General features: G+C 37.6%; 15 protein-coding genes. 4 read left to right on the top strand and 11 right to left on the bottom strand.

Annotated elements, in window-relative coordinates; translation table 11 throughout:
* Nucleotides 1–27: 27 nt before the first annotated feature.
* The 6 genes from ACYVHJ_RS04325 to ACYVHJ_RS04300 form a co-directional block, all read right to left on the bottom strand.
* On the bottom strand, nt 28–522 hold the full coding sequence (locus ACYVHJ_RS04325) for a Dps family protein (RefSeq protein ID WP_339903078.1): 495 nt from the start codon (nt 520–522) through the stop codon (nt 28–30).
* Nucleotides 523–740: 218 nt separating this feature from the next.
* Nucleotides 741–1,763: a hypothetical protein gene (locus tag ACYVHJ_RS04320; protein WP_339903077.1), complete on the bottom strand. Its 1,023-nt coding sequence runs from the start codon at nt 1,761–1,763 to the stop codon at nt 741–743.
* Nucleotides 1,764–1,783: 20 nt separating this feature from the next.
* Complete coding sequence (locus ACYVHJ_RS04315; protein WP_339903076.1) at nt 1,784–2,107, bottom strand: DUF3817 domain-containing protein; 324 nt, start codon at nt 2,105–2,107, stop codon at nt 1,784–1,786.
* 4 nt (nt 2,108–2,111) lie between these two features.
* On the bottom strand, nt 2,112–2,669 hold the full coding sequence (locus ACYVHJ_RS04310; RefSeq protein WP_460512861.1) for a hypothetical protein: 558 nt from the start codon (nt 2,667–2,669) through the stop codon (nt 2,112–2,114).
* Between the two features lie 32 nt (nt 2,670–2,701).
* Entirely contained in the window at nt 2,702–3,241 is a 540-nt protein-coding gene (locus ACYVHJ_RS04305) for an acyl-CoA thioesterase (RefSeq protein WP_460512859.1), read from the bottom strand.
* 2 nt (nt 3,242–3,243) lie between these two features.
* Nucleotides 3,244–3,909, bottom strand: a complete 666-nt coding sequence (locus ACYVHJ_RS04300; RefSeq protein ID WP_460512857.1) for a protein-L-isoaspartate O-methyltransferase family protein — start codon at nt 3,907–3,909, stop codon at nt 3,244–3,246.
* Between the two features lie 278 nt (nt 3,910–4,187).
* On the opposite strand from ACYVHJ_RS04300, the gene ACYVHJ_RS04295 reads away from it, so the two are divergent.
* Entirely contained in the window at nt 4,188–4,775 is a 588-nt protein-coding gene (locus ACYVHJ_RS04295; RefSeq protein WP_460512855.1) for a riboflavin synthase, read from the top strand.
* On the opposite strand, the gene ACYVHJ_RS04290 is transcribed toward ACYVHJ_RS04295, so the two are convergent.
* Genes ACYVHJ_RS04290 through tamL form a run of 3 tightly spaced genes read right to left on the bottom strand, consistent with a single transcriptional unit; the run spans nt 4,762 to nt 8,672 of the window.
* The gene (locus ACYVHJ_RS04290) at nt 4,762–5,355 is read right to left on the bottom strand and encodes a phosphatase PAP2 family protein (protein ID WP_460512853.1); all 594 of its coding nucleotides are present in this window, start codon (nt 5,353–5,355) and stop codon (nt 4,762–4,764) included. The genes ACYVHJ_RS04295 and ACYVHJ_RS04290 overlap by 14 nt on opposite strands.
* A gap of 3 nt (nt 5,356–5,358) precedes the next feature.
* Nucleotides 5,359–6,264 carry an oxygen-dependent coproporphyrinogen oxidase gene (hemF, locus tag ACYVHJ_RS04285; protein WP_339903070.1) on the bottom strand — a complete coding sequence of 302 codons (906 nt, stop codon included), beginning with the start codon at nt 6,262–6,264 and terminating at the stop codon, nt 5,359–5,361.
* Between the two features lie 23 nt (nt 6,265–6,287).
* Nucleotides 6,288–8,672 carry a translocation and assembly module lipoprotein TamL gene (tamL, locus tag ACYVHJ_RS04280; RefSeq protein WP_460512850.1) on the bottom strand — a complete coding sequence of 795 codons (2,385 nt, stop codon included), beginning with the start codon at nt 8,670–8,672 and terminating at the stop codon, nt 6,288–6,290.
* Nucleotides 8,673–8,722: 50 nt separating this feature from the next.
* Here tamL and ACYVHJ_RS04275 point away from each other — a divergent pair, with 50 nt between their 5' ends.
* From ACYVHJ_RS04275 to ACYVHJ_RS04265, 3 genes are all read left to right on the top strand, one after another.
* Complete coding sequence (locus ACYVHJ_RS04275) at nt 8,723–9,469, top strand: TrmH family RNA methyltransferase (RefSeq protein ID WP_460512848.1); 747 nt, start codon at nt 8,723–8,725, stop codon at nt 9,467–9,469.
* A 213-nt stretch (nt 9,470–9,682) separates the two neighbouring features.
* A complete protein-coding gene (locus tag ACYVHJ_RS04270) occupies nt 9,683–10,447 on the top strand; it encodes a DUF6503 family protein (protein WP_460512846.1) in 765 nt (254 codons plus the stop codon).
* Between the two features lie 377 nt (nt 10,448–10,824).
* Nucleotides 10,825–12,855: an LruC domain-containing protein gene (locus tag ACYVHJ_RS04265; RefSeq protein ID WP_460512844.1), complete on the top strand. Its 2,031-nt coding sequence runs from the start codon at nt 10,825–10,827 to the stop codon at nt 12,853–12,855.
* 636 nt (nt 12,856–13,491) lie between these two features.
* Here ACYVHJ_RS04265 and ACYVHJ_RS04260 read toward each other — a convergent pair.
* Nucleotides 13,492–14,853 (bottom strand): OprD family outer membrane porin, encoded by a 1,362-nt coding sequence (locus tag ACYVHJ_RS04260; RefSeq protein WP_460512842.1) that lies wholly within the window; start codon nt 14,851–14,853, stop codon nt 13,492–13,494.
* 6 nt (nt 14,854–14,859) lie between these two features.
* Nucleotides 14,860–15,903 (bottom strand): c-type cytochrome, encoded by a 1,044-nt coding sequence (locus ACYVHJ_RS04255; RefSeq protein WP_339903601.1) that lies wholly within the window; start codon nt 15,901–15,903, stop codon nt 14,860–14,862.
* Nucleotides 15,904–16,508 lie beyond the last annotated feature (605 nt).

Below are 16,508 nucleotides of genomic sequence, written 5' to 3'. Positions count from 1 at the left end.
AATCCCCGATTTTCTCGGGGATTTTTTTTAGTCCTTGATAAAGGAGCTCAGCATCCAATGATGTAATTCTACGCTCTTTATAAAGGCTATTAGCATATCTTCTGTAGCACTATCACCCAAGTCAGCAACTTTGATAGCACAATCATTCATATTGTCTACCAGTATTTGAAAGTCTTCGAGTACTTCATTTACCATTTCTTTAGAACTTAGATCAGTCCCTACTTCCTTGATGTCAGCATACTTTAAGTAGTCTTTCATCAAGCTGTATGGAGTCATTCCAAATACCCTGATTCTCTCTGCTATCAAATCAATGTTGGCAAAGGATTCTGTGTATAACTCTTCAAATTTCTCATGTAAATCAAAGAAATCACCTCCTGTAACATTCCAGTGAAAGTTTCTTAATTTCTGATAGTGAACATGATAATTTGCCAAAAGTTGATTCAATGAAGCCACTATTTTTTCTGATTCATTCTTATTGTATCCAAGTTTTTTAAAAACTCTTTTTTCCGATTTGGTGCTCATAATTTTCAATTTATCTTTAAAAATAATTTGATCTTTTGTCCTTATATGACCATAAACTATGCCAATTGTAGCTTTTCGGCTTGGTAAATAACAACTTATTAGATTATATAGACTGGGCTTTTCTCTGGCTTGTATCATACTGGTTTATTAATTATACCGAAGGCTGTTAAAGACATTTGTTCATTAAAAAATCGATTTATTATGAAATGAGGAGTTTTTTATCTGATAAGAACCTGATTTAAGCTCATTCTAAGAATTCCACCCATATTCTTGCAGCGAAGAAAATCAAGGTTTTTGTAGTGTTTTGCCAATTCATTTTTCAGGCTTTCAATATTTGATTCTTTGGATAGCACATCTTTCTCCATGCTATTTAGGATATCAGTGATTTCCTTGGGTGAGCTTTTTAATCGAGTAGCGATCAAAGCTCTTTCCTCTTTCTGATATTGATTCATGGATTCCTGTGTTATATGTTTGATTCCTAGCTGGATCAGGGCATTGTTTTGTTTAAAAAATTGAGGTAAATAGATTGTTTTTTTTCCTTCATAGGATTGTTGGTCAAAATCAATTGACCTGATTCTATAATGGGTTTCTTCAAAATCAGGGGTTACATCAATTACAAAGTTAGAGGAATGCATGTCACCCAAGAGTCTTACAAAACACCTTTCATTGAATTTAACAAACTCTTTAGAAAGTCGAATGGGATTTAGGAGAGGATCATAAAGATGCTGTTTCATAAACTGCTCTCCGGGAATGCCGGCTATATGTTCTTCTATTAGGGTGTTTCTATAGACCAAATAGCCAATTCTATTGGGAGACAAAAGATGCTCTAAACCCAAGCCATATACCCTTGATGCATCGGCGTTTTTAATATAGAAATAGTCAAAATTATCATTGATACGATTGACTATTCTTACCCTAAATGGTTGTGTATTGCCATACGTGCACAGGTCTATCCTGTCTACATACAAATGTTGCATGACTGACATGTCACCATCAGCTTTTAGTAGGGCATATATTTTTTTGACCTTATAATGAATCTCATTTCTATCGGACTCATCATAAAATACAGTTTCCCACAAAGTGTCATTTCCTTTGAAATCATAAAGGGCAATGGAATTTGTAAACCTAAGTAATTCCTTGTAATGAATAGGTATATCTACTTCTCTACCATATTTTATCAAGTATTTTCTTAGATTTTCACTGATGGGGTATACGATCTTTTTTTTGCTAATTACTGCCATACGCTAAGTATTTTATGGCCTTAAGTTTTCTCCTCGATAATTTTTTCTTGCTTTCTTAATTTACGATCAAATAGGAATGGACCAAAAGGAAGTATAGAGGCAATTAATCCTAGTAAGGCGGTTCTGAAATGCCAACGTAATTTTCTGGATGTTGGGAACATCACAAGTATATACAGCATAAAAAGGACACCGTGAATCCAACCAACATAGGTCACCATGGCCGGTAAATCGAAAATGTATTTTAAAGGCATGGCAATAAAAACCAAAACAAGCATGGAAATACCCTCTGTAATACTTACAATTCTAAACCGGTGTAATATGGCTAACCGTTCTTCATTTGTCATTTTACTATTTTTTAATATTGAAAAATATTTGCAATGTATCCCATAGTTTTCTCTTTAGCGGTACGTTTTTTTCTAAGGTATCTAAATCGTCTGCAAAGAAATAACCAATGGATTCCTGTGTAATTTGATAATTTTCTTTTTTCATCCCCATCAAGGGATGGTATATGGTCCCGAATAGGATCATCTTTTCAGGGTTAAGTTGTTCCAAAGGGTCCTCGTTGCTTCCTTTTAATGAAAGTTCTGATACCAATGCGATGTCTTTTAAGGAAAGATTTACCGCACTGAAGATCTTAAATAGAAATGCCCTGCTGCTTTCTTTAAGCTCATCTCCCTGATAGATTACCAGAATTGATTGCTTGAACTCCCCTTCATAAGGAATGGGTTCCGGATCATGCTCTTTTACCATCGCCGGAGATTCCGGCTCATTGGCTTCTTCCGAGCCAGAAGAGGAACCCAAATCCAGCCTTGAGGCAATTTTATTTACAGCGAGCTTTTCTTTGACTTCCTCTTGGAGTACAAAGATTTCATCGGTTAGAAATAATGACAGTTCTTTTAAGTTCATCTTTTTGGAATAAGCTTATGAAAGTACAAAATTTATTCCTTTTGACCGATCCCATCGATATCAAAAAGGGCTAATAATTCTGTGGCATCCTTAGGATCCATTCTTTTAGCAAGAATGAGCCGGAGTTGTCTTCTTCTTAATGCCCCTTTGTATAGTTCTACTTCTTGCTCATTAACAGGTTTTAGTTCGGGAACTTTCACAGGTTTCCCTTCACTGTCAACGGCCACAAAAGTGAAGAATGCTTTGTGTGAGGCATACTTGCTATTGGCCGGAATGTCCTCTGCAAAAACCTCTATGTAAATCTCCATGGAAGTGTTAAATGCCCGGGTGACCTGTGCATTTAAAGTGACAACGTTACCTAGAGCGATTGGGTTTTTGAATGAAATATTATCTACCGATGCAGTGACCACAATTGAGTTGGAATGACGTTGGGCAGCAATAGCCGCTACCACATCCATCCAATGCATCAATTTACCGCCCATTAAGTTGTTTAGGGTATTGGTGTCATTCGGAAGCACCATTTCTGTCATGGTAACCACCGAATCCTTTACATGCTTGAATGATTTTTTCATAGTCAGGTCTTATATTCCCAACCTTCATCTCCCCGAAGGGGAACAAATGAAAAGTTGTCAAAAGATTCTTTCATAATCTGTTTGTTGGTTTGTTTAGTTAATTTTAACATTTGCTGCTTTCTTCGATCTCCTACAGGTATTACCAGGATCCCACCTAATTTCAATTGCAATAACAGGGTCTTAGGAACTACAGGTGCACCTGCAGTCACAATGATTTTATCGAATGGAGCCTGATTTGGTAAACCCAAACTTCCATCTCCAAGATAATGTTTTATTTTAACCCCAATCTTAGGTAAAAACTTTTTCGTTCTTTCATACAAGACCTTATTGTATTCAATGGAATGAACGTTTGCTCCCAGACAATACAAAATTCCTGCCTGATATCCCGATCCTGTCCCTATTTCCAATACTTTTTCCCCTGGGTGTATGTTCAATAACTCGGTTTGAAACGCAACCGTGTAAGGCTGGGATATGGTTTGCCCTTCTCCTATGGGAAAGGCCTTGTCTTCATAGGCATGACTCAGTAGGGCAGAATCGAAGAAGAAATGCCTGGGTAAATTGTTAAAAGCTTCCAGAATGGCTTCATTGTGAATGCCTTTGCTTCTCAATGTTTGTATCAAAGCTCTCCTTTTGCCTTTATGTAAGTAACTATCTTCCAGTTTAAACATGTTTTTGAATGCTTCATATTCTGATTGGATTGCTAAGTTAATGCTAAAAATGCCTTACTTTGTCATCTAATCAGGAATTATACCAAGGTTTTCAGGTTTCAATTGAAATTAGTCATTTCTTTAGGCATAGCCAATGATTTAGAATTGAACCAGCCTTATTGAGCAATCGTTTATGAAGAATAAATCCTAGAAGAAGGAGGTTTAGGCATTAATTTGAGATGGATGAAAGCCTTTTTTGAAATAGGATTTTTGCTAGTAACGGTCAAATATATAAAACAATGTTTACAGGAATAATAGAAGCTATTGGCAAGGTTAAAGGCATAACGGAAGAAGGAAGTAATATCCATTTTGATATTGAAAGTCCCCTGGCCTCAGCCTTAAAAATCGACCAATCCCTTAGCCATAATGGAGTTTGTTTAACAGTGGTTGCAGTCCATACCAATGAGTACAGGGTTACAGCTATAGACGAAACCTTACAGAAAACCAACCTTGGCAAACTAAAGGTTGGGCATTTGGTTAATTTGGAAAGATGTATGCCTGCCGATGGAAGGTTTGATGGCCACATTGTTCAAGGACATGTTGACCAAACAGGGGAGCTTTTATCTGTTGATTCGGTGGATGGAAGCTGGGTGTTTAATTTTTCATACCAACCCGATAAAGGAAATGTCACAGTAGAAAAAGGATCAATCTGTGTCAATGGTACAAGCCTTACCTGTTTCAATTCAAAAGAGGGGCTATTTAGCGTAGCGATAATTCCATATACTTATGAAAACACCAATTTTCACTTGTTACAACCTGGAGATATTGTCAACTTGGAGTTTGATATTATTGGAAAATACATCCAAAGAGTGCTCAAAGGTTACTGAGTCGATTTTTGGTTTTATTCTCCGTCCAAAATGCTTTCACTTTAATGATTATCCAGTAAACTAGCCAACCTGATAGAATGCCAACCAGCGCCCCAACAAGGACATCACCCGGATAGTGTACACCCAAATATATTCTGGTATAAGATACGATGGCCGCCCACAAGAATAACCAACTAAAATTGGGGATCTTTTTGGCTCCTACCTTTTGGAAATAAGCAGCCAGACCAAAAGTATTGGCGGCGTGAGATGAGGCAAAACCATACAATCCACCACAACCCGAATAATTTAAAATTATGCCCTGCCAGCGGGGATCATGACAAGGACGTAACCTCTCAAAAAATGGTTTCATAAAGGCTGAAGTAAATTGATCAGCCAGTAAAATCACTAGAATTAGGCCTAGGATGTACCAAATACTATCCATTTTGTATACTCTTACGAGAAGAAATAATAAGAATATATAGAAAGGTATCCATATGTATTTGCCAGTAATGAGCAACATTACAGGATCCAACCAAGAAGCGTATATTTGATTCAAAAAAAGGAAAAGCTGTTCGTCCCAGTGTGCGATGCTATCAATCATAGGCTAATCTTTAATCCAGTTGATTCCTTTTTTCAACAGTTCAAGTGTTTTTGAAGCTTCACTTCCCGATTCAGGTGTTTGGTTATAAACCCAGTTGGCTTCCGGAGGCATACTCATTAAAATGCTTTCTGTGCGTCCATTGGTGTCCAACCCAAATTTGGTGCCTGCATCCCAAACTAAATTGAACTCTACATACCGACCTCGCCTCAATGCTTGCCACTTGAGCGCTTGCTCACCATAGGGGAGCTTATGGTTTTTGGCCATAAAATGGCAATAAATATTTGGGAATAAATAGCCCAATCCCTCAACAAAAGAAAGCAACTTGAAGAACGGCATTTTTTCATTGGCGCTTAACCGGTCAAAGAAGATACCTCCAATTCCTCTGGTTTCTTTTCTGTGAGGAATGTAAAAGTATTCATCTGCCCATTGCTTAAACTTTTCATAATAGGAAGCATCATAAGCATCACAATGTGCTTTTAGCTGCTTATGAAAATAACTCGCATCTTCCAAGTCCACAAAGTGAGGCGTCAAGTCAATTCCCCCTCCAAACCAATAGGTGCCATTGCTCATCTCAAAATAGCGGATGTTCATATGGATAATAGGAACCATAGGGTTTATGGGATGGATAACAATGGAAACCCCGGTAGCAAAAAAATCAGCCTCTTCCAGAGAAAGCTTTTTTAGGATTTTTTCCGGTGTTGGGCCATGAACAGCAGAAAATGCTACCCCGCCTTTGGCGATAATTTCACCGTCAGTTAACACTTTTGTAGCTCCACCACCACCTTGGGGTCTTTCCCAAAGGTCGGTTTTAAACTTTCCTATTCCATCTTCCTTTTCTAAGGCCTCACATATATGATGTTGTATTTTTTGAAATCTTTCCGCAATGATTTCTTTTTTTATTTTTTCCATGCTAAATGGGTAAATTAATGGGGCTAAAATGGATAGCCTATACCAATATTAAATACTTGTTGTCCTTTCTCACCTAGAGGATTTTCGAGAGACAATTTATCGAGAATAAACCTTTCTTTTTCCGGCCTGGCAGGATCATATGCCTTAATCCCCATATCCAGTCTCAATACCAAAAAATCAAAATCCATTCTCAAACCTATACCTGTTCCTACGGCTATTTCTTTGTAAAAACGATTGACTTTAAAATCAGTTCCCTCCCTTGACGGGTCAACAGCAAAAGTCCAGGTATTCCCGGCGTCCACAAATATGGCTCCGTCAAAATAACCAAATAATTTCCTTCGGTATTCAAACATTGCCTCAAATAATATTTCACCGGGTTGTTCAAACCTGTAATCAAAAGTCCCATCATCATCTAAGTCCGGAGTAAAGCTGCCCGGACCTAGCCTTCGTGGCTGCCAAGCCCTGATGCTGGTACTCCCTCCGGCAAAAAAATACTTCTCATAGGGCAATACGCCGCCGCTGATACCATAAGGCTTGGCCAAACCTAAATTAAGTCTGTAGGCAAAGGTGCTTTTATTACTTAGTGGGATATATTTTCTAAAATCAGACTGAAATTTTAAAAACTGAAAATAATTTAAAGTATTATCACCAAATTTTTCAGGGTCAATCCAGTTGAAAGTGGTGCCCCCACTCTCCATAAAAATTCGCCACATAGAAGCTTCATTTTTCTGGAATAATCCATATTGATTAAAATTAATGATTACCTGACCGGAAATGCTACTTACATAGGAGGGAAGAAAGGAGTTAATCAGGTTATTGCCTTGCGCTTGCAATTCTTCAAGACGTTCCCTAAAAACCGAATCCAAGTCGGAACGGATAAGGTTTGCGTCCAAAAGGTTGATAGTAAACTGTTGTTTTAGGTTTCTGGTACCCCAGTTGTAAGCCAATATGGTATTTAAGGCCTCCCTCATATATTCAGGACGATTTACAAAGCTGTAGCCCAATAAGGTTCTGGTTCTGGGATTATACCGACCAAATTTTTCTAGGGTCCCAAAATTAAATGGAACCAAAAACTGCGGGAAAATTATAGAGGCTGAAGTAGATAGTTCCCGGCTCCTGTATACACCGCCTTCTGTGGTAGCTGAAGCAACCCCTTCCAAACCTGCCCTAAAATTAAACTCGAAAATTTCCAACCCTTTGAAAATATTTCTGTTTTGTAGAGAATGACTGAAGAATGGTCCTGGCAGCTGTTCTGTAACACTGGCTCCAAGTTGATTGGTTATTTGAAACTTTTGGTTGGGCCTTGTGTATATATTGGTATTGATGATATTTGCTAAGGTGTCGAAAGATATGTTTACAAACCTAAACATATCCAAATTGGCCAATTGCCGTTGGGTTTCTATGACTGCATTTTTATTGTACAAATCACCTTTTTGGAGAAAAATTCTAGAACTGATTATTTTTTCTGAATAATTGTCTTGGTACATGGAAAATTTGATGTCATTCCAGAAAGTCTGTTCCTTTTCATCTGCAATAAGATCACTCGGAGGAGCTATAGAAAAAGTGATCGAGTCCAAGATGTATTTCTCATGGTTTTTACCTGAGTTTGGTTTGTTGATGATTTGTTCCACTACCACGTGTTTCTCCACCGTATCTTTGTAAACATTGTATTCGATAAAAGATTTGGAAAATGCATAATATCCATTTGCCTTTAATATATCTTCTATTCTTTGCCTTTCCTTAGTGATATTCGATTGACTATACCTCGCTCCGTTTTTTAATAGAGAATGTTTCTGATTGGTTCTCAGAACACCATTTAATGTAGTATCCTCATTGGTGTTGAACAAGCTATCTATAATATATGGGCTGTTTTCGGTGATTAAATAGGTAAGCTTGGCCTTTTGTTTGTTGCTGTCAATTGCTGTTCTCACTTTGGCGTCAAAAAAACCGTTATTTTGAAGATAGATAGCTATTTGCTGTGCTGAAACAGCTGTTTTTATACTGTCTAAAATGACTTTAGGATTACCTGTACGCATAAACCAATTGCCATATTCTAGTTTTTTCTCCAGGCCATTTATTTTATTATTAAGCTTGTTGTATCTTTTTTCTACTTTTGTTGAGGTGTTCCCTTGCCTTATTTTTTCTGCAGAACTTTGGATGGATTGCTCTGCCTCCAGTATTTTTTTGGCAATTTTACTGCTGTCATATAGTGCATTGCCCAAATTGTAAACCATCACTCCCGGAGAAATATTGATCAGTGGAATTCTTGTATTAGGCTTTTGCTGAATAAGATTTTTAATTGCCTCGCCATCACTTTTAACAACCCCTTGGGTGCTAACATCAGTAAGCAAAAGTTCACCCTCCTGGAGTCCCCTGGTCAGGGAACAGCTCCACAATAAATGGATCAAAAAAAGAAAATTTATATATTTGGTCTTCTTCACTACAACACTCATGGCTAATGCTAAGCAAAAATACAGTTAAGTTTATTAAATCCTTGCACCAGAAAAAATTCCGTAAACAAGAAAGTGCATTTTTTGTGGAAGGAGCTAAAAATGTAACGGAATTATTGCTTTCCAATTATACGGTTAGCCATCTACTTTGTACGGAAAAATACTTAGAAGAAAATGCTTCACTGCTAACCGGTTTTTCTGGAATTAAGGTTGATGTTAAGCCTAAGGAATTGGCTTCATTGGGTACTTTTTCATCAAATGATCAGGCACTTGCAGTGGCTAAAATAAAAGAGAATAAGCCTTTGACTCTTGGGAATGACCATTTGATTCTTGCGCTAGATGACGTAAGAGATCCTGGCAATTTGGGTACTATTATCAGAATTGCTGACTGGTATGGAATCGAGAAAATATTGCTTTCAAAAAATACGGCCGATGTCTATAACCCAAAAGTATTGAATGCAAGTATGGGATCCTTCACTAGGCTAAGTTTTGAGTATGTAGACTTGTTGGAGAAATTAACGGCATCTAACCTTCCAATATATGGTGCTTTCTTGGAAGGGAAAAATGTTCATCATTTAGAAAAAATGAGTACCGGTATTTTATTGATGGGGAATGAATCCAATGGTATTTCTGGTCAACTTGAAAAAATTGTCACCCAAAAATTGACCATTCCTGCGTTTGGTGAAGCAGAGTCTTTGAATGTTGCCATTGCCACGGCAGTACTTTGTGACAACTTAAAAAGAAATATGCCTTAATTATACATCAATTCATCCTGGTCCATGAGTCCATAAAGTAAAGAAAAAGGTACAATTGATCGACTTATTATTAATCATGAAGGGGATATGGTTTTGTAACAATACCGCCGGATCATAGAAATTTATTCTACTAACCTTTTGCCCAAAGGCAAAAAAATCAACTATTGGATTCAAATAACCGTACATTGGTTAACTACAATCAAAACTGGAAACATGAACAAACTTATTATAATAGTTTTTCTTTCAGCCCTTATAGTGGCTTGTCAGACAAATACTGGAAAACAAACTCAAATCCAATACCCCTCAGATTTTACCAAAGTACTTGAAGCTCACGGAGGTATCGATCAATGGAAAAAAGGAAGAACATTAAACTTTAGGATTGGAGATCCTACGGACGGCCAAAAGCACACGGTTGACCTGCACAGTAGAATGGATAAGATAACCACTTCTGATTATGAAATTGGTTTCGATGGTATTAAAGCTTGGGTTTTAAACAAAGAAGGAAAATATCAAAGGAATCCTACTTTTATGCATGACCTTATGTTTTATTTTTATGCCATGCCTTTTGTTCTTGCAGATGAAGGTTTGAATTATGAAAAAATAATAGACAAAGAGATAAAAGGGGAAACCTATCAGGGGATTAAAATAAGTTTTGAGCCTGGAGTGGGAAATTCTTCCGGTGATGAATATTACCTATACTATGATCCGGAAACTTATCAAATGGCCTGGCTTGCCTATAAGGCTACATTTGGAAAAGACAAAAAACCGGAATGGCCTAATTTTATCAGTTATGACAAATGGTCTAATGTAGGTGGAGTACTTCTTCCAACCTCTATTGCCTGGTACTCAACTGAAGAAGGACAAATAGGAGAAGAAAGAAATAGGGTAGATTTTAATTCAATCAATTTATCTCAGGAGGCCCAACCGGAAGCTTTTTATTCCAAACCTGAGAATGCTGTTTTTGCTGAAGAAGAATAGATTGTGCCATTTTATTCATTGCTGCTAAATAAATTGGCTCCCTTATCGGTTGGTTTTTACACCATTTGGGTGCTTCATCATTTATATTTTAACCTGAATTATGGAATAGATAGTCGTCTATTGCGTATATAGTTTCAAGCCATTTTTACGGGCGATATCCCTCCGTAGAAATGGCTTTTTTTAGTACTACTTTTCCAATTGGGGAATAACTGTATTCAATCTAGCCTGATTTTTTAAATAAAATGAAATCATTTCATCCACTGAATTTTGGAATTCATCTATCAAAAGATGCTGTCTAACGAGTTTTTCACTTCTCAAGCACTAATTATTATAGGTTTGTATCATTCGAAACAGGAAAACTTTTAAAACTAATAGATATGAAAAACAATAGCTTACTTCTGATCTTTGGATTTGCGGCTTCATTATTTGCCTGCGACCCAATCAATGAAATTTCTGAAACAGTAACTCAGGCTGATCAAAATGGATTAAATATACCTTCAGGATTTGATTTTGCCACTACTACTTCAGTTAATGTTGACCTTTCAGCAAAGGGAAGTGATAATGCCCCCTTGTCTAATGTGGTGTATAAAATATACAAAGGAAATCCTCAAAAAGAGGGTACATTGTTACAAACAGTGAAATTGGATGAACAAGGAAGTGCTTCTGTTACAATAGACCTTCCAAGTTATCTAGACCAGGTTTTTATAACCTCCGATTATATAGGAGTTGAACCAATGGCTATAGTGCCGATTTCCGGTGGGCGAATTAGTTATAGTTTTGATGCGGCAAATCCTTCTATTTTAGCGGACGAATTTTTCGAAACAACTGCAACTAATGCCTTTGAAAGAATTTCTGCCAGCAGTGAAACCTTCATGACCTTAGGATCTTGGAATTCAAAAGGTAAACCAAGGTATCTTGTAGGTTCAGATGAAATAAGCGATCAACTCTTGAAAAATATTAATTCAAGCCTTCCGGAAAATGAAGACCTTAGAAGAAGTAACCCTGAGGCGATAAGTGATAAATACAAAAGAGAGCTTTTCGTAAGTGAAGATGCAGAAGTATGGGTGACTTATGTGCATACTGGAGGAAGTTATAGAAATGCCATTGGTTATTATTGGTACAAGGAAGGAGAAGCTCCAAAAACTCCGGCGGATATCAAGAACAAAACAATAATTTTCCCTAACGCTCAATACGGCGTGCTGCATTCGGGCAATAAAGTGAAATTAGTAGGACCTAAAGATGGCGCTTTTGAAAAAGACACTTATATCGGCTGGTTTTTGATTTCCAATGGCTGGCAAGGAGGAAACTTGACCTACGGCAATGGCGTCTTCTATGCTGACAAAAATTTAAATACCTTTAATGAAAAAGAGGAGCTTAGAGATCAAATGGTGTTTTTATATGATGCTACTGAGCAAATTTTGTTGATGGGATGGGAGGACATTCGAAGAGATTACAGCGGGTGTGACCATGATTTTAATGATGTAATGTTTTATGCTACCTGGAACCCCATTACGAGTGTGGACTTAACAGATTATGTGCCGATAGACACCGATGTGAAAGATAAGGATGAGGATGGAGTAGCCGATAGTGAAGATGAATATCCTGAAGATTCCGAAAGGGCATTCAATAACTATTCTCCCGGAGAAAATACTTTTGGAACCCTGTTGTTTGAAGATTTATGGCCAAGTTTTGGAGATTATGATTTGAATGATTTGGTTATTGATTACAATGTTAATGAAATTTCAAATGGCAATAACCGTATCAAGGAAATTGAGTTGACTACAGTAGTTAGAGCCACAGGAGCAGGCTATCGCAATGGTTTTGGAATTCAATTACCGGTATCATCAGATGAAGTGTTAAGTGTAGAAGGAACAAGATTGAGTACAGGTACCATCAAGACTTTGTCAACCGGTGTGGAACAAGGACAGAAATTAGCAACAATCATTGTAATGGATGATGTGAATGACAATCTTCCTGTAATGGCCAATGTTATGGCAGGAAACACTCATCATGGTACAGATACAGTAAAAGTTAAGATTGTATTCAAAGAATCAATAAGAAAAGCAGACCTTGGAGCTGCCCCTTATAATCCGTTTATGATTATCAATCAGGACAGGGGTAGAGAAGTTCACCTGATGAACATGGAGCCTACAGATCTTATGGACACAGAGTGGTTCAGCACGGCAGATGATATTAGTGCCATTGGTGAAGGTACTTATTTCACAAGCAATAAAGGCTTCAACTGGGCATTGCATATTCCACAAAGTATTTCCTACACCCAGGAAAAAGTAGATTTTACAAAGGCTTACACCAAATTTTCTGAATGGGCTAAGTCCGGTGGGAACTCTTACCAAGGCTGGTACCTCAATACAGATGGGCAAGTAAATTCCGACGTCATTTATAAATAATTCAATTGTTAAAATAACATTTTTTTAGGCCTTCCCTCCGCTTGGGAAGGCCTTTCTTTTTTTGCCTTCACATTTCTTGAATAAAGTGTTCATGAGAGGAGATCACTATTTAAACCGTATAAGTTGGTCCTACCAGTTGGGACATCGAGGTCAAATGATTCATCTACATACCCAAGCAATTTAATGAGAAAGGGTATTTAAGATTCCCTTCACCGACACCTTTACTTTGTTTTTGTGTTAAAAATTTTGCCCATTCATTAACGGATCTTAATCGTTTTTAAAGGAGCAAAATATTTATACTGTATCCATGCAAATACTATACTTACCTATTAAAACTTCTAGAATAAAATGTGAAGAAACCATTCCCAAATCTTAGAAAAGCCAGTTTCCTAACTATAAGATAGGATTGGCTATAGAGTATAAATGAAAAAGCCCTAAAAGAGACTGTAAATAATTTCCAATGGTACACCAAGGCCAAAGGTTTAGAACTGAAAAAAAAAATATCTCTAAGCAATAAAAGCCCGGATGATGGCTTCAGTCTTAATACAAAGTGAATTGAAGATAATCAAATTTTTTCAGGGTGGGGAGGCATGGCCCGTCCAAGCACTAAAATAAGTTGGCCAGGCTATTCCGAGATTATTTACCCAGGAATGTATAATTAAGAATAAGGTTTGTGTGAAAAAGGTTGACCTTATTGTACACCCAAGCGGGTCGAAGATGCTCCTGATCCAAAGCTGTTTTGCCCATTAGAATCAAATGGAAGTTCAGACCTTTCATCCAATTTTTTGGAACATAGCGTGCCCCTATATTGGCCTGAGCATAGCTGGGCATGGCGTATTTGTTTTTCTTAGGATCAGCAGGGTTTGGAAGAAAATAGACACCCATATAACTGTACAATTGTAAGGAGGCTTTAGGTAAAGCATGTTGGAAAAAAGTGCTGATGGCATCTACTTGACCGAGGCCCTCATTTCTTTCTCTAGGGATAAACGTATAAAAGGGGTCTTTTCCCCACTCTCTAGGGCTTAAAAACCGTCCATTCCCTTGCATTTTTGTGTAATTTACATGCCATAAGCTTCTTTTGGATTTGATTCCCAGCTTTCCGCTAATCACCCAATTGAAATCTTCCGGGTTTTTATACCTTAGGCTGATTTCTTCATTTCCACCTTCCCCAATCCCATGTTGGACCGTAGCCAGAATACCGGAAATTGCTTGAAGGGAATTGTTGGGTAACTTCCAGTTTTTGTCCCATTGGGCCAAGTAACTACTGTAGATATTGTTTACAAGATTATGATTAAGGAGTAAGATGGAGTTGGGTTGAAACTTGTATTTTAGACTAAGGATATGAATATAATCCGAATTGGTATTTCCTGCATATTCGGAAGGCTGTCCAGTGACATCTCTTCCTACGGGGTACATGCCAATACTTTCCCCAATAGAAAACCAATTTCCTGTAGACCGGGGAGAAATCCCTGTAATTAGGTGGTGGTTTATCGAAATCATCGGGTTTATTTGAAGTTCCCAGTTGATGCCTTCTACATACGTGGGACTCAAACGCCCATCCTGAGCGTTAATAAATGGCGTATTTACCTCCATACGGCCAAGTTTTGCTTTAAAGTCGGCATAAGCGTATTCCAAGTGGAGGTTGCCTATTTTGCCAAAGACAGTCCTATCCAAATGGTTTACATCAAATAGGCCAACCTCATATCGGTTTAAATTGGGTACCTGAGAATCTAGGGTGCCAAAATCAGAACTTAAAATTTTAAGAAAACCCAAGTACTCTGCTTTTATCCGGAAATGATAAGGCAGCTTGCTCATTAATGAAAGCTTGGCCATTTGGCCCCAGGCATGTTCATTTTTAAAATCATCTGCATAGGATGTGCTCATAAAATAGGAGCGAAGTCCTATACTCATTTCTGGTTTCCAAATTGTAGAATCCTGCTGAGCATGGCCGGAATCCCAAAGTATCATACCAATCAACAATGTAAATATCTTTTTCATTATTCCTTATTTTCTTGCAGCTACGATTTCTTGATAAGGACCATATTTGTGCTGCTTTTCGGAAAACTCATCCGCATAGGGGCCAAATGGATGGTCCATTGGTTTTTTACTGATATCCGGCCAGTCTCCTGTGAGATCTTTATTAGGTCTAGGCATGGAATTGACAAAGGCTGCAAGATCCCAAGCTTCTTCATCACTGAGAAGAGGCTTTCTATAGGTTGCCCCCAAAGGCATATTGGCTTTAACATAGCCTGCAAACCGTGACAAACGGTACAAACCTGCACCATCATTATAACTGGAAGCCCCCCAAAGTGGAGGGTAAATGTAGGAAGTGCCGGAAATGGCTTTCAATCCCTGCCCTTCTGTTCCATGGCAAACCATACATTTTTTTTCATATATAGCCTTTCCCTGAATAGGGTCTGCCGACCGGTCCAACAATCCCAATTGGTAAATTCCGGAGCCTTTAGGTTTATGCCCTCTAGGAACATCTTTCCCTATCCATTTCAAATAGGCTACCATTGCCTTCATTTCTTCACTGCTCGGATCTAAAGCTTCTCCGTTTAAACTTCTTTGAAAGCAATCATTAATTCTTTTAGGAATGCCTTCTGATAGCCCTGACCTAGCCCTTATTTTAGGGTAATTGGCGGCAACTCCGCTGAAGTTATTGCCAAAGGGGATGGTTCCTGCTTCCAGATGACAATTTTGACAGTTCATCCCATTGGAGATGTGGAGTACCTTACCTTCCGGGCCAAGGTACTCTGAAGTATGGGAGATGAGTTCCTGTCCATAGCTTAACTGTTCTGCATTAGGAGCGTTTTCCATTGCAGCCATGTTCGGTGCTGTCCAGACTTCTTCGGTAACCATTTTTATCGAATTATCCTTTATAATACCCGGCTGTGGAACTTCCATGCCCACTTGGAAGCTGGAAGGAGAAGACCAAAAGCTTAGGAATAATAATGCCCCAAGAAAAATACTGAGAGTCACCAACAATAAGGATAAGCTTAAAAGACCTCGAGCCAATACAATAAATATTTTAGAATAATCTTTCACATTTTTATTTTTTGTCTGAAGCAAATTTACCTGCTATCAAACCCTGTAAAGGTGATTTCTATCACATACAGGTTATTATTGAAGAATGGAGAAAACTTTAGCCTATTCAAGCAAGGTTAAATCAATCTTATTTTTGGCTTAGCAATCAATACTAAGAATAACAGTTAGGAAAAGGCCAAATAAGCGCAATCCAATTCCGACTTCTCGGGCCTAAGAGCTTATGGTTCGAACTGACATGAATTAATTTGGTCTAAAAGAAGAGCTAACCGGTAATTGTTGAAATATCAATAGCTCAGAACAATTACTTACAATATTTTTCATAATCAATATTCTTTGAGGTCTTTCAAACTGATTCAGGTCAAGTTATCTGTATGTATGAAAAACCACAATAGGATGGTTTAAACAGAGGTTTTACAATGTTTTTAAATCTAATTAAAAATTAATCTAAATAAGTATTGCATAAAAAAATGGGTATCCGTAATATTGCATTCAATTAGACTAAATCTAAATAGAAGCGGATTTTACGAACTGCATATTCTCAAGTTAAGAAAGGGGATTAGTCATAACAGACACTCTTGAAAAGGTTTGGATAGATAATATCAAGT

This window comes from Cyclobacterium sediminis (assembly GCF_054781075.1).
This window is presented reverse-complemented; position numbering and strand designations above follow the sequence as displayed.